The 14,569-nt window shown below is 68.9% G+C and carries 13 protein-coding genes; 2 read left to right on the top strand and 11 right to left on the bottom strand.

What is annotated here, in order from left to right; translation table 11 throughout:
- Positions 1-16 precede the first annotated feature (16 nt).
- Positions 17-979 carry a 5'-3' exonuclease gene (locus J4E04_RS11230; protein WP_490148625.1) on the top strand — a complete coding sequence of 321 codons (963 nt, stop codon included), beginning with the start codon at positions 17-19 and terminating at the stop codon, positions 977-979.
- Between the two features lies 1 nt (position 980).
- Here J4E04_RS11230 and J4E04_RS11225 read toward each other — a convergent pair whose 3' ends face one another.
- The 7 genes from J4E04_RS11225 to pafA form a co-directional block, all read right to left on the bottom strand.
- On the bottom strand, positions 981-1,679 hold the full coding sequence (locus tag J4E04_RS11225; protein ID WP_490148624.1) for a DUF4333 domain-containing protein: 699 nt from the start codon (positions 1,677-1,679) through the stop codon (positions 981-983).
- Positions 1,680-1,725: 46 nt separating this feature from the next.
- Positions 1,726-4,455, bottom strand: coding sequence for a DEAD/DEAH box helicase (locus J4E04_RS11220; RefSeq protein ID WP_490150537.1), 2,730 nt, complete (start codon positions 4,453-4,455; stop codon positions 1,726-1,728).
- A 106-nt stretch (positions 4,456-4,561) separates the two neighbouring features.
- Positions 4,562-5,503 carry a twin-arginine translocase subunit TatC gene (gene tatC / locus J4E04_RS11215; RefSeq protein WP_056444573.1) on the bottom strand — a complete coding sequence of 314 codons (942 nt, stop codon included), beginning with the start codon at positions 5,501-5,503 and terminating at the stop codon, positions 4,562-4,564.
- Between the two features lie 155 nt (positions 5,504-5,658).
- Positions 5,659-5,934 (bottom strand): Sec-independent protein translocase subunit TatA, encoded by a 276-nt coding sequence (gene tatA, locus J4E04_RS11210; protein WP_027505364.1) that lies wholly within the window; start codon positions 5,932-5,934, stop codon positions 5,659-5,661.
- Between the two features lie 140 nt (positions 5,935-6,074).
- Complete coding sequence (locus J4E04_RS11205; protein ID WP_490148623.1) at positions 6,075-7,037, bottom strand: helix-turn-helix transcriptional regulator; 963 nt, start codon at positions 7,035-7,037, stop codon at positions 6,075-6,077.
- Entirely contained in the window at positions 7,034-8,050 is a 1,017-nt protein-coding gene (locus J4E04_RS11200; RefSeq protein WP_490148622.1) for a helix-turn-helix transcriptional regulator, read from the bottom strand. The genes J4E04_RS11205 and J4E04_RS11200 overlap by 4 nt, the downstream gene beginning before the upstream one ends.
- Before the next feature lie 93 nt (positions 8,051-8,143).
- Entirely contained in the window at positions 8,144-9,502 is a 1,359-nt protein-coding gene (gene pafA, locus J4E04_RS11195; RefSeq protein WP_197027762.1) for a Pup--protein ligase, read from the bottom strand.
- Positions 9,503-9,573: 71 nt separating this feature from the next.
- Here pafA and J4E04_RS11190 point away from each other — a divergent pair, with 71 nt between their 5' ends.
- Positions 9,574-11,058: a bifunctional phosphatase PAP2/diacylglycerol kinase family protein gene (locus J4E04_RS11190; protein WP_308115430.1), complete on the top strand. Its 1,485-nt coding sequence runs from the start codon at positions 9,574-9,576 to the stop codon at positions 11,056-11,058.
- A gap of 22 nt (positions 11,059-11,080) precedes the next feature.
- Here the strand turns inward: J4E04_RS11190 and prcA are convergent, their stop codons facing one another.
- The 4 genes from prcA to dop all read right to left on the bottom strand — a co-directional run bounded on the left by prcA (position 11,081) and on the right by dop (position 14,512).
- Entirely contained in the window at positions 11,081-11,833 is a 753-nt protein-coding gene (prcA, locus tag J4E04_RS11185) for a proteasome subunit alpha (RefSeq protein ID WP_027505359.1), read from the bottom strand.
- Entirely contained in the window at positions 11,830-12,708 is an 879-nt protein-coding gene (gene prcB / locus J4E04_RS11180; protein ID WP_027505358.1) for a proteasome subunit beta, read from the bottom strand. The genes prcA and prcB overlap by 4 nt, the downstream gene beginning before the upstream one ends.
- A complete protein-coding gene (locus J4E04_RS11175; protein ID WP_027505357.1) occupies positions 12,705-12,896 on the bottom strand; it encodes a ubiquitin-like protein Pup in 192 nt (63 codons plus the stop codon). Before J4E04_RS11175 ends, prcB begins: the two co-directional genes overlap by 4 nt.
- A 116-nt stretch (positions 12,897-13,012) precedes the next feature.
- On the bottom strand, positions 13,013-14,512 hold the full coding sequence (dop, locus tag J4E04_RS11170) for a depupylase/deamidase Dop (protein WP_490148621.1): 1,500 nt from the start codon (positions 14,510-14,512) through the stop codon (positions 13,013-13,015).
- Positions 14,513-14,569: the final 57 nt, after the last annotated feature.

Raw genomic sequence — 14,569 nt, 5'->3', positions numbered from 1 at the left:
GCCTACATGCGGCAGGATGTGGCGCATGACGGCCGAGAGCAGAGACACGGTACTTCTCCTCGATGCGGCGAGCCTGTGGTTCCGGGCCTTCCACGCGTTGCCCGAATCGATCACGGCGCCCGACGGTCGGCCGGTGAACGCGGTGCGTGGTTTCACCGACATGGTCGCGTCCCTCATCACGCGGACGGGTGCGTCCCGACTGGCCGTCTGCCTCGACCTCGACTGGCGTCCCACCTTCCGGGTCGATCTGGTGCCGTCCTACAAGGCGCATCGGGTGCTCACCGAGTCCGCTGCGGGCCCGGACGCGGAGGAGGCACCCGACGCACTGGGTCCGCAGGTGAACCTGATCCTGGAGATCCTCGAGGCCGCGGGCATCGCGACGGCCGGAGCGGAGGGTCTCGAGGCGGACGACGTGTTGGGAACCCTCGCCGCCACCGAGCGCGACGGCACCGTGGTGGTGGTCAGCGGAGACCGCGACCTGTTGCAGGTCGTCTCCGACGATCCGGTTCCGGTGCGTGTGCTCTACGCGGGACGCGGACTGGCGAAAGCCGAGCTGTTCGGCCCGACAGAAGTGGCCGAGAAGTACGGGGTGCCCGCGGACCGACCCGGGCCGGGCTACGCGGAACTCGCACTGCTGCGCGGTGATTCGTCCGACGGGCTGCCCGGGGTGAAGGGGGTCGGGGAGAAGACCGCGGCGTCCCTCATGCAGAAGTTCGGCTCCCTCGAGTCGTTGCTCGCCGCCGCCGACTCGGGCGACCCCGAGATGTCGGCCGGGGTGCGCGCGAAGATCCAGAGCTCCCGCGACTACATCGACGCCGCACTCCCGGTGGTACGGGTGGTGACCGATGCGGACATCATCTGGTCGCGCCCCGACGTGCTGCCGCACGAGCCCGTCGATCCGGAACGCCTCGCGGCACTCGCCGAGGAACTCGGCGTGCAGAACTCCGTCGGCCGCCTTCTCACCGCGATGGCGCGGTGAGCTACTGGGGCCGGCCGACCTCGTAGGTGCCCTGGTCGTCCTTGACGGTCACCGTCACCGAGCGCGCCTCACCGTCCACCGTCAGGTCGCAGGAGAAGGTCGTGTTCGCCTCCACCTTCTGGCCCGACGGGCAGGACACCGCGGAGACGTCGATCGCGCCGTAGGACTCGGTCACGATCTTGGCCACTCCGCTCTGCACCGCGGAGTTGTCCAGAGTGTCGCCGCCCAGCGACGTGGCCGCGTAGATCCCACCCGCCACGACGATCGCAGCGATGACGACGCCGCCCACGATGAACGGCACCTTCGACTGCTTCTGCGCCGGCGCGGCGTTCCACTGCTGGTTGCCCTGCGGGTAGCCCGGCTGTCCGTAGGGCTGCTGGCCGTACTGGGGCTGCTGGCCGTAGGGCTGTTGGCCGTAAGGCTGCTGGCCGTACTGGGGCTGCTGGCCGTAGGGCTGTTGGCCGTACTGCGGCTGCTGACCGTAAGGCTGCTGCCCGTACTGGGGTTGCTGACCGTAGGCCTGCTGGTCGTAGCCCGGCTGTTGACCGTAGGGCTGTTGACCGTAGGGCTGTTGACCGTAGGGCTGTTGACCGTAAGCCTGCTGGTCGTAGCCCGGCTGCTGTCCGCTCGGGTACTGGCTGGTGGGCGTGTCCTCACCGGCCGAGGAACGGTCGTCGGGGTTGTACGGGCCGCTCATCATCGCCTCCGGTGGGTGCCTGTGGTGACTGCTGTGACTGTGGAGACCATCATGCGGCATCGACGGCGACGACTCCGCGCCGTATCGCCGAGATCGCCTTCGTGGCGGTCGCGGTGACCTCGTCGTCGGGGGACACCGAGCGGATCTGGTCGAGCAGATCGATGACCTGGCGGCACCACCGTACGAAGTCTCCGCCGGACAGGGCGCGGCCGTGCTGACCCGCGGCGAACAGCACGTCCTCGAGCGACTCCTTGCGAGCCCACTTGTAGACGGCCACCGCGAACCCGGTGTCGGGTTCCCGCGTCGGAGGCAGCTTCAGCCGGATCTCGTCCGCGCGGAGCTCGTGCCACGCGGCGACGGTGCGGGTCAACGCGTGTCGGATGTTCCCGGTCGGACCCTGCTCCGCGCTCTCACCCTCCTGGCGCGACTCGTACACGACGGTCGAGACCACGGCGGCGAGCTCGGCCGGCCCGAGGCCGCGCCAGATTCCCTCGGCGAGGCACTCCGCGACCAGCAGGTCCGACTCCGAGTACAGACGTCCGAGCTTGGCTCCACGGTCGGTGACCGCGACCTCGCCGTCAGGACCGGCGGCCAGATAGCCGCGCTCGGTGAGCAGCGCCAGGATGCGATCGAAGGTACGGGCCAACGAGTTGGTGGTCGCGGCGACCTTCTGCTTCATCGCATCGGTGTCACGTTCGAGCCGGCTGTACTTCTCGGCCAGCCGGGCGAGATGCTCACGATCCGGCCAGGTGTGGCACGGATGCGAGCGGACGGCGCGGCGCAGCACTCCGAGCTCGCGATCGTCGCCTGCCGACGACTGCCGGCGCCGACCGCGTCCCGGCGCGCTGATCCCCGTTCCCCGGAGCGCGGACGCCAGATCACGACGGGTCTGCGCCGTGCGGTGATCGACGTGGCGGGGAAGGCGCATGTGGCCGAGAGCCGACACCGGTGTGGGGAAGTCCGCCGACGACACGCGCCCCGCCCACTTGTCCTCGGTGAGCACCAGCGGCCGCGGGTCCACCGAGTTCGCGTCGGTCTCCAGGACGACAGCCAGTCCCGAGCGTCGACCGGACGGGATGGAGATGACGTCACCGCGCCGCAGCGACACCAGCGACGTGACGGCATCGTTGCGACGATCCGTGCGGCCCTGACGCTCGAGCTCGCGTTCGCGCTCCTTGAGGCGCGCGCGCAGGGCGGTGTACTCGACGTAGGGCGAGTCCTCGCCGCCCAACTTGCCGAGCAACTCGCGCCGAGCCACGGCGTTCTTCTCGATACCGCGCACCAACCCGACGACGGACGCATCGGCCTGGTACTGCGCGAACGACCGTTCGAGCAGCATCCGGGACGCGTCGACACCCATCCGGTCGACCAGGTTCACCGCCATGTTGTACGAGGGGCGGAACGAACTCCGCAGGGGGAACGTACGGGTGGAGGCCAACCCGGCCACCTCGGTCGGCTCGACACCCGACTGCCACAGCACCACCGCATGACCCTCGACGTCGATACCTCGACGACCGGCGCGGCCGGTGAGTTGCGTGTACTCCCCCGCCGACAGGTTGGCGTGCGCCTCACCGTTGAACTTCACGAGGCGCTCGAGCACCACCGTCCGCGCCGGCATGTTGATGCCGAGGGCGAGGGTCTCCGTCGCGAAGACCGCGCGGACCAGACCGCGAACGAACAGTTCCTCGACCGTGTGCCGGAACACCGGCAGCATCCCTGCGTGATGCGCGGCGATGCCCCGCTCGAGGGCGTCGCGCCACTCCCAGTAGCCGAGCACCTCGAGGTCGCTGCGCGGGATCTCGGCCGTGTGGCGCTCGACGACCTCGGTGATCTCGCGCGCCTGCTCCTCGGAGGTCAGCCGCAGTCCCGATCGAAGACACTGATCGACGGCGCCGTCGCACCCGGCGCGGCTGAAGATGAACGTGATGGCGGGAAGCAACCCCTCCTCGTCGAGGAGCTTGATGACGTCGGGCCGCGGGATCGGACGAGATTCCGGCCGGCCGGGGCGGCCACCGGACCGACCCGACCGCGGGCCACGGCCGCGTGGGGCCTCCCAGGCGCCCATGCGCTCGGCCTGCACTCGTTCCTTGACGTACCGGACGAGGTTCTTGTCCACGACCACGCCGCCCGGAGCACCGTTGTTCGCCTCGACGTCGAAGAGGTCGAACAGGCGGCGACCGACGAGGATGTGCTGCCACAGCGGAACCGGGCGGGTCTCGTCGACGACGACGGTGGTGTTGCCACGCACCGTCTCCATCCAGGCGCCGAACTCCTCGGCGTTGCTCACCGTCGCCGACAGGCTGACGAGCCGGACGTCCTCGGACAGGTGCAGGATGACCTCCTCCCACACGGCGCCGCGGAACCGGTCGGCGAGGTAGTGCACCTCGTCCATCACCACGTGCGAGAGTCCGCGCAGCGCAGGCGATTCCGCGTACAGCATGTTGCGGAGCACCTCGGTGGTCATGATGACGATCGGTGCGTCCGAGTTGATGCTCTGGTCACCGGTCAGCAGGCCGACGTAGCCCTTGCCGTAACGCGCGACGAGCTCGGCGTACTTCTGGTTGCTCAGTGCCTTGATGGGGGTGGTGTAGAAACACTTCGCGCCGCTGGTGAGTGCGAGGTGGACGGCGAACTCGCCGACGACGGTCTTGCCGGCTCCGGTCGGCGCGCACACCAGTACGCCGTGCCCGTCCTCGAGGGCCGAGCACGCACGGATCTGGAAGGGATCGAGCGGGAACGGAAGCGACGCCGCGAACTCCGTCAGCTTCGGCCCGTCCACGAGTCGAGTCCGGATGTCGCCGGTGTTCTGCTGCCCGCTGTGATTGGCCACGACTCCAGATTAGAGGGTGTCCGCCGATGGGGGTCACTCAGACAGTGTGGGCAACTCAGAGAGTGTCGGAGTAGTCGGCGTCGGCGTCGTGACGCACCGGGACGGGCCTGCCGACCGGGGCGGCGGAGGTGTCGAGAGGCGACGCCTCGTCATCGGAGACGTTCCCCCACTCCTCGGTCTCGCGCCGTGCGCGCCGTCGATCGTTGACGCGCGCGATCTGGATGGCGAACTCGACGAGGATGCTCAGCGCGAGCGCCAGCGCGGTCATCGAGAAGGGGTCACCGCCGGGCGTGACGACGGCGGCGAAGGCGAACATCGCGAAGATGAGCCCGCGACGCCAGCCGCGGAGCTTCTCGTACTTCAGGACGCCGACGGCGTTGAGCGCGACGATCAAAAGCGGGATCTCGAAGCTGACGCCGAAGATGACGAGCAGGTTGATGACGAAGCCGAAGTACTCGGCGCCACTGAGAGCGGTGACCTGGACGTTGTCGCCGATGGTCAGCAGGAAGTGCAGGGCTTTCGCGACGACGATGTAGGCGAGGACGGCGCCGGAGACGAAGAGCACGGCCGCCGCCGTGACGAACGAGATGGCGTAGCGCCGTTCCTGGCGGTAGAGGCCGGGCGTGATGAACGCCCACACCTGATAGAGCCAGATGGGGCAGGCGAGCACGACGCCCGCGGTGATGGCCACCTTGAACCGGAGCATGAACTGCTCGAACGGTCCGGTGGCGAGCAGCCGACACGTGCCGTCGTCGGTGAGCTCGGCACGACTCTCGGACGGGAGCGAGCAGTACGGCCCGCGGAGCAGGTCACCGAGCGACTCGATACCCAGCAGCGAGTGCGAGTACCAGAAGAACCCCACGATCGTGGTGAGGACGATGGCCAGCATCGACCACAGCAGACGCGTGCGGAGCTCGTAGAGATGCTCCACCAACGACATGGTGCCGTCGGGATTGACGCGACGCCTGCGCTGTCGCGGATCGAACGGTATGCGCACGGTGACTCTTCGCCTGTCGACTGCGGTGCCTGGACTGAAGACTGTGGTTCGCGGTGACGGGTGCCGAGGTGCGCACGCCGCAGCGGGCGCGAACCTCGGTCACCACCCACGAAACGGCCGAGGCGACATCGCCCCGACCGTGGTGCCTGCGAGTGTCAGGCCGAGCGCGGGTGCTGCTCGTGCGTCGGTTCGGTCGACGCGACGGTCGGGGTGACCGTGTTCGGGGACGGCAACTGCGACTGCGGTGCCGGCGCCGTGTTCGTGGTGGTGTCCGGCTTCTTGCCGTCGTTCTGCATCTCCTGCACTTCACTCTTGAAGATGCGCATCGAGCGTCCCAGGCCACGTGCGGCCTCGGGCAGCTTCTTCGATCCGAACAGCAGTACGAGCACGACGATCAGGACGATCCAGTGCCAGGGTTGTAATGCACCCATGAAAACCTCCCAGTTTCGGTGGATTCGATGCTACCGGACCCGAGGGCTCCCACCCGGTGTCCGGTGGACCCGCGTACCAACCGTTCGCCGAGAGTTCACCGGACGAGTCCTGCATGTCCGGACGACTCGAGATGGGCCGGTCACGCTCCCGAGACGGCGCGATAGACGTCGAGGGCGTCTCGCGACCGAGCGGTGACCTCACGAACCAGTGCGGGCGGTCCGAGCACCCGCACTCCCGACCCCAGACCCAGCGCCAGACGGCTCATCCAGTCGAGCGTCGCGAATCGCATCGAGACCTCGATCGAGCCGTCGTCGTGCGCAGCGGTCTGCGTCATGGGGTAGTAGTCCAGAATCCACACGTGGTCGGGTGCGACGACGAGCCGTGCGAGCGGCAGCGACGGATCGTCGTGGAAGAGATCGAGTGCGTCCCCACCGGTCCGGGCCTGCTCGGGCGGTGCGGACGGCTCGTCCAGCTCGGTCGCGGCATCGATGCGGTCCAGCCGGAACAGCCGGACGCCCTCCGCGTCGCGGCACCAGGCCTGCAGGTAGCTCTGATCGTCGACGAGGACGATGCGCAACGGATCGACGGTGCGTTCGGACACCACGTCCCGCGATGCCGAGTAGTAGGTGATGTGCAGCGCGCGACCGCGGGCGAGCGCCCCACGGACGGTCGTGACACTGGGACTCTCCTGCGGCTCGAACGTGTCGTCCGGCCCCTCGGCCGCCGCGACACCCGCCGCGGCCTCGATCTTCGCGATGGCGCGGTACGCCGCGGACGGGTCCACCATGCCGGGCATCTCGACGAGTGACCGCAGCGCGATGAGCAGCGCGGTCGCTTCCGTTGACGTCAGACGCAGCGGCCTGTCGATACCTGCGGAGAACGTGACCTCGATGCTGTCCTCGGAGAACGACAGATCGATGAGATCGCCCGGACCGTATCCGGGCAGTCCGCACATCCACAGCTGGTTCAGGTCGTCCATCAGCTGTTTGGTCGTGACCCCGAGCTCGGCCGCGGCGTCGGCCGCGCTGATACCCGGATTGGCGATGAAGTACGGCACGAGGTTGAGCAGCCGGGCCAGCCGCGAGGACAGGCGAACGCTCATGAGCTGCTCCCGGGCGAGATGGCGTCGGTCGGCGCGCGGTGCGCGCTCACGGACAGGGTGCCGACGACGATGTCGCGGAGTTCGGTCGGCGACAGCACGATCGCGTCGGCGCCGTGGCCGGCGACCACCCGCGCGATCCACTCCCACGACCGCACCGGGATGCGGACCACCGAACCGCGTCGCCCCACGAGCTCACGCGTCCCCACCTCGGTGCCGAGACGGCGCAGCTCGAGTCCCCGTCCCTCCGACACCCAGACGTCGGCGCTGCCCGCCACGTCACCGCTCGCGGCGGCGCGGGCCACGATGACACCGAGATCGACGTCGTCGGGCTTGCGCACCGATCCCGCCGGTCCGAAGGCCACGACGTCGTCCCCGATCCGTGACAGGCGGAAGGTACGGACGGCGTCGCGCTCGGTGTCGTGCCCGACGAGGTACCAGCGTCCGGAGTGGGTGACCACTCCCCACGGCTCGACGGTGCGCTCCCGGAAGGGGGCGGCCGGGGTGGAACGGTGCGAGAACCGCACGGACCGGCCGGCGTCGATAGCAGCCAGCAGCTTGCCCAGCGCGGGCTCGGAACCTCGACTGCGGGACGGAACGGCGGTCACGGCGGCCGGCGAGTTCTCGGTGTCCACCTGCACGCCCGCGGCGCGCAACTTCAACATCGCGCTCTGAGCGGCGGAGGTGAGCTCGGGCGACTCCCAGAGTTGGACGGCCACGGCGACCGCAGCGGCCTCGTCGCTGGCCAGGTCGACGTCGGGGAGTTCGTACCGATCGCGGTTGATGCGGTACCCCTCGACCGTCGAGAAGCGCGAGATCTGACCGGTCTCGAGCGGGACGCCGAGATCACGCAGCTCGTTCTTGTCGCGCTCGAACATGCGACTGAAGGCCTCGTCGCTCGCCGAGTCCTCGTATCCGGCGACGGACTCGCGGATGCGCTCGGCGGTCAGGTACTGCCGTGTCGAGAGCAGGCAGATGACGAGGTTCATCAACCGCTCGACTTTGGAGATCGCCACCGACCCAGCCTAGTGGCTGAGCATCTCCCCACCCGTGCGCATCGCCGGGGTGGGGAGGACGGGACTCCTGTGGAGAAGGAGGACCGTCGGCCTCTACATCGACGCGATCAGGCGCTCCACGCGCTCGTCGACCGAGCGGAACGGGTCCTTGCACAGCACCGTGCGCTGAGCCTGGTCGTTGAGCTTGAGATGCACCCAGTCGACGGTGAAGTCGCGTCCCGCCTCCTGTGCGGCGCTGATGAACTCGCCACGCAGCTTCGCGCGTGTCGTCTGCGGCGGCGTGTTCACCGCCTCGTCGATCTGGTCGTCCTCGGTGACGCGCTTGACCAGTCCCTTGCGCTGCAGCACGTCGAAGACGCCGCGGCCGCGCTTGATGTCGTGATAGGCCAAGTCCAGCTGGGCGATCTTCGGGTCGGACAGGTCCATCGAGTACCTGTCCTGATAGCGATCGAACAGCTTGCGCTTGATAACCCAGTCGATCTCGGTGTCCACCTTGGCGAAGTCCTGCGCCTCGACGGCGTCGAGGGTGCGGCCCCACAGGTCGACGACTTGCTCGATCTGCGCGTCCGGCTCGCGGTTGCGCAGGTGCTCGACGGCGCGGGCGTGGTACTCGCGCTGGATCTCGAGTGCACTGGCCTGGCGTCCCCCCGCGAGACGGACGGGGCGCCGCCCCGTCGAGTCGTGGGACACCTCGCGGATGGCGCGAATCGGGTTGTCCAGGGCGAAGTCTCGGAACGAGACGCCCGCCTCGATCATCTCCAGGACCAGCGCTGCGGTGCCGACCTTGAGCATGGTCGTCGGCTCGGCCATGTTGGAGTCGCCGACGATGACGTGCAGACGACGGTACTTCTCGGCGTCGGCATGCGGTTCGTCGCGCGTGTTGATGATGGGCCGTGAGCGGGTGGTCGCGGACGACACGCCCTCCCAGATGTGCTCGGCGCGCTGCGAGAGGCAGAACGTGGCGGCCTTCGGCGTCTGCAGGATCTTGCCCGCGCCGCAGATGAGCTGGCGGGTGACCAGGAACGGCAACAGCACGTCGGAGATGCGGGAGAACTCACCGGCGCGCACCACGAGGTAGTTCTCGTGGCAGCCGTAGGAGTTGCCCGCGGAGTCGGTGTTGTTCTTGAAGAGGTAGATGTCGCCGCCGATGCCCTCCTCGACGAGACGCTGCTCGGCGTCGATGAGCAGGTCCTCGAGAACACGCTCGCCGGCGCGGTCGTGCGTGACCAGCTGCAGAAGGCTGTCGCACTCGGCAGTGGCGTACTCGGGATGGGAGCCGACGTCCAGGTAGAGCCGCGCACCGTTGCGCAGGAACACGTTGGAGCTGCGTCCCCACGACACGACACGCCGGAACAGATACCGGGCCACCTCGTCCGGGCTGAGTCGACGGTGCCCGTGGAACGTGCACGTCACACCGAACTCGGTCTCGATCCCCATGATTCGTCGCTGCACACTTCGACAGTACAACGGCATCGACCGCGGCATCGGCTACCCGAGCCCGTGGCAGCCGTAGTGTGGCGCAGGTGAATCCCCGATCGCTGCGCGGCCGCACCCGTTCCGTCGATCTGGCGCTGGTGAAGGCCAGTTTCGCGTCGCGACCGTCGGGGTTGGACCCCGCGCTGCGCACGCTCACCGGGCTCGCCGATCACAGTGTTCTGTGGGCGATCGTGGCGTCGGCGCTCGCCGCGTCCGGCGGCCCCCGACGACGAGGTGCCGTACGCGGCATGCTCGCGGTCGTGGGTGCCAGCTCGCTCGCGAACGGGGTGCTCAAGCCGCTGCTCCCCCGCGATCGTCCACCGGCCGCGTCGGTCCCCGCGCTCCGGCGGATCATGACCCCACCCGTGTCGTCGTCGTTCCCGTCCGGTCACGCCGCCTCCGCCGCGGCGTTCGCGACGGGCGTGGCGCTCGAGGCTCCGCTCGCCGGTCTCCTGGTCGCCCCGCTGGCCGCGACGGTCGCGTACTCGCGAGTGCACGTCGGTGTGCACTGGCCGTCGGACGTGGTGGTGGGCGCGGCGCTCGGGGTCGCGGTCGCGCTGTCGACCCGCCGCTGGTGGGCCGTGCGCTCCACCGAGTCGGCCGAGTTGGGCCCCGCGGGGCTGGCGCCCGCCCTGCACGAGGGTGAGGGAATGCTCGTGCTGGTCAATCCGGGCGCGGGCACCCACAATTCGGAAGTCGTCGCCGACGTGGCGAAGGCCCTGCCGAGGGCGCGGTTCCTCGAGCCGGACGCCGACGACGACTTCACCGCCCAGTTCGTCCGCGCCGCAGGATCGGACGTGCTCGCGCTCGGAGTCTGCGGAGGGGACGGCACGGTGGCCGCTGCCGTCGCGGCCGCGGTGCGGACGGGGCTTCCTCTCGCGGTGTTCCCCGGCGGCACGCTGAACCACTTCGCACGGGACGTCGGCGCGGTGGAGGTGTCGGTCACCGCGGACGCCGTCACTCGCGGCGCGTCCAGCCGGGTGGATCTCGGCGGTGTGAGCATCGACGGCGGTGAGGAGATCCTCTTCGTCAACACCGCCAGCATCGGGGGCTACCCGGATTCGGTTCGGCTGCGGGACAAGTGGAGCTCACGCATCGGGAAGTGGCCCGCGGCCGCGGCCGCGATGGTGGCCGTCCTGGCGGTGGCCGAGCCGATGCACGTGGAGATCGACGGGCGCCGCGACTCGGTGTGGATGATGTTCGTCGGCAACGGCACCTACACGCCGGGTGATCAGGTGCCCATGTCGCGGCCGTCGATCGCGAGCGGTGTGCTGGACGTGCGGTTCCTGCGCGCGCACATGCGGCTCTCGCGTACCCGCCTCGCACTCGCCGCGATGACCGGGACTCTCGGCACGTCGCCCACCTACCGCCATCTGCGGGTGCCGGCGGTCTCGGTGCGCAACCTGCAGACCACGGTCGCGGTGGCGGTGGACGGGGAGGTGGCGGGCGAGGGCCGGGCCTTCGACTACCGGGCCCGGCCCTCGCTGCTCACGCTGTACGGAACGGGCACCGCCGACGCGCCGCGCGCGTGACGGGTGCTTCGTAGCCGGTCGGTCAGGTGCCCGCAGGTTCCGAACCGGGGGGCAACAGTCCCTGGAGCGCCGCTCCGGAGATCCGCCGGAACGCACGCCTCGGCCGCGTCTGTTCGAGAACGGCCACTTCGAGGCTCGTGACCTCGAGGACGCGCTTCTCCGCGGGCTCGCTCGCGGCACCGTTGGTCGGCGGCGTCGACGTGGAGTCCTGGAGCGCACCGACTGCCAGCGCGACCGCCGCGTCGAGATCGAGCCCCGAGCGGTACTTCTCGCGCAGGACCGTCGAGATCGGTTCGGTGGCACCGCCCATGACCACGAAGTCGACCTCGTCGACGATCGAGCCGTCGTACGTGATGCGGTAGAGCTGGGACCGGGGGCTCTCGTCGACGGCACCGACCTCGGCCACGCAGATCTCCACCTCGTACGGCTTGAGCTGCTCGGTGAAGATGGTGCCGAGCGTCTGCGCGTACGCCTTGGCCAACGATCGTCCGGTGACGTCCGCACGGTCGTAGGTGTAGCCCTTGGTGTCGGCGTGCACGATGCCGGCGCGGCGTAAATTCTCGAACTCGTTGTACTTGCCCACCGCGGCGAAGCCGAGGCGGTCGTACAGCTCGCTCACCTTGTGCAGTGCGGAGGACCGGTTCTCGGCGACGAAGAGCACGCCGTCCGCGTAGGTCAGCACGACCACGCTGCGACCGCGTGCGATTCCCTTGCGCGCCAGTTCCGAACGATCGCGCATGATCTGTTCGGCGGACGCGTAGTACGGCATCGTCATCGGCGCGCACCCCCTTCTTCCGATCGGTCCTGCAGTACCGCACGGGCCAGGGCCTCGATGCGGTCCGATCCCACCAGGTTCGCTCCCCCGGCACCGATGGCCACCGCCGTCGGGTAGATGCCGCGGGTCAGATCCGGTCCGCCGGTCGCCGAATCGTCGTCGGCAGCGTCGTACAGCGATTCGACCGCGACGCGCAGTGCCTCGTCCTCGGTCATGTCCTCGCGGTAGAGCTTCTTCATCGCCGACTTCGCGAACAGCGATCCCGATCCCACCGCGTGGTAGCCGGACCGTTCCTCGTAGCGGCCACCGACCACGTCATAGGACACGATGCGCCCCGCATGGCGGGCGTCGGCGGCGTCGAGGTCGTAGCCGACGAGCAGCGGAACCACAGCCAGACCTTGCATGGCCGCACCGAGATTGGCCCGCACCATGGAGGACAGCTTGTTGGCCTTGCCGTTGAAGGTGAGGGAGACGCCCTCGATCTTCTCGTAGTGCTCGAGTTCGACCGCGAACAGCCGCACCAGCTCGATCGCCATGCCCGCGGTACCCGCGATGCCGGCGGCCGAGTAGTCGTCCGTGACGTACACCTTGTCGACGTCGCGACTGGCGATGAGGTTGCCCATCGTCGCGCGGCGATCACCCGCGAGGATGACGCCGCCGTCGAAGGTGACGGCCACGATGGTGGTGCCGTGCGGTGCGATGTCGGACTGCATCGTCGCCTCCGGGGACAGAGCGAGATCCGCACGAAAACGGTTCTCGGGCAACAGGTGCGGTGCGTAGGCCCGCAGGTGTTCACTGAAGGAGGAGAACGGCGACCCGTAGCGCAGGGTGGTGTCGCTCTCGTGGGGACGGGGAACGGAGTTCGCGTCCGTCACTGGCCGCCCTTTTGCACGTAGGCGCGGACGAAGTCCTCCGCGTTCTCCTCGAGCACGTCGTCGATCTCGTCGAGGAGATCGTCGGTCTCCTCGGCGAGCTTCTCGCGTCGTTCCTGACCCGATGCGCCCTCGGCCGAACCGTCGTCGTCATCGCCACCGCCGGAGCGTGTGGTCTGCTCTTGTGCCATAGCCGACCTCCTCGTCACGAACCGCGTGTTCTCTCGACACGCAGCGAAACTTCACCCTACCGAGCATGCGCCGTCACAGGGTGACAACCCACCGTACGTCCGGCACGGGCGGACCGTCAGGTGGTGAGCTGGTCCACCAGTTCTGCGGCCGAGTCCACCGATTCGAGCAGAGCACCGACGTGGGCCATGCTCCCCCGCAGTGGCTCGAGGGTGGGGATACGCACCAGCGAGTCTCCACCCAGGTCGAAGATGACGGAGTCCCAGCTCGCGGCCGCTATGTCGCGGCCGAACTTGCGGAGGCACTCGCCGCGGAAGTACGCGCGGGTGTCGGTCGGGGGGTTCGAGACGGCGTCCATGACGTCCTGCTCGGAGACCAGCCGTTCCATCGATCCGCGCGCGACGAGCCGGTTGTAGAGACCCTTGTCGAGGCGGACGTCCGAGTACTGCAGGTCCACGAGGTGCAGTCGCGGCGCCGACCAGCCGAGTCCCTCGCGGTTGCGGAACCCTTCGAGCAGCCGCAGTTTCGCCGGCCAGTCGAGGAGGGACGCGCAGTCCATCGGGTCGCGCTCGAGCTTGTCGAGGATCATCGCCCACTTCTCGACGACGTCGGCGGCGCGCGGATCCTTCTCGCCCTGTGCGTCGAGATGCGCGGAGACGCGCTCGAGGTAGATGCGCTGCAGTGCCAACGCCGTCAGCTCGCGACCGTCCGCGAGCGCGACCGTGCGGCGCAGCGTCGGGTCGTGACTGATCTGGTGCACCGCCGTCACCGGACGGGCCAGCTGCAGATCGGACAGGTCCACGCCGGCCTCGACGATGTCGAGCACCAGGGCCGTCGTTCCGACCTTGAGATAGGTCGCCATCTCGGCGAGGTTGGCGTCACCGATGATCACGTGCAGGCGCCGGTACTTGTCGGCGTCGGCGTGCGGCTCGTCGCGGGTGTTGATGATGCCGCGCTTGAGCGTCGTCTCGAGGCCCACCTCGACCTCGATGTAGTCGGCGCGCTGCGAGAGCTGGAATCCGGGCTCGTCGCCGGACTGACCGATGCCGACGCGGCCCGAGCCGGTGAACACCTGGCGGGAGGCGAAGAACGGCGAGAGCCCGGCGATGATCGCGGAGAACGGGGTCTCGCGAGACATCAGGTAATTCTCGTGGGTGCCGTAGGACGCGCCCTTGCCGTCGACGTTGTTCTTGTACAACTGCAGGCGCGGGGCGCCGGGCACGCTCGAGGCATGGCGCGCAGCCGCTTCCATGACGCGCTCCCCCGCCTTGTCCCAGATGACGGCATCGAGCGGATCGCGCACCTCCGGTGCGGAGTACTCCGGGTGGGCGTGGTCGACGTAGAGACGCGCGCCGTTGGTGAGGATCATGTTGGCCGCGCCGACCTCGTCGGCGTCGATGATCGGCGCCGGGCCACTGAACCGGCCCAGGTCGAACCCGCGTGCGTCACGCAGCGGCGATTCCACCTCGTAGTCCCAGCGCGTCCGCTTGGCCCGCGGCACACCCGCCGCGGCGGCGTACGCCAGCACCGCCTGGGTGGATGTCAGGATCGGATTGGCGGAAGGCTCGGTAGGAGAGGAAATTCCGTACTCGACCTCGATGCCGATGATGCGCTGCATGCTCTCGACCCTAGGCTATCGACCCTGTGACCCCTGATCGAGTGGGAGCGGTGACGC

It is taken from the genome of Rhodococcus sp. NFXS4 (genome assembly GCF_058139645.1).
This window is presented reverse-complemented; position numbering and strand designations above follow the sequence as displayed.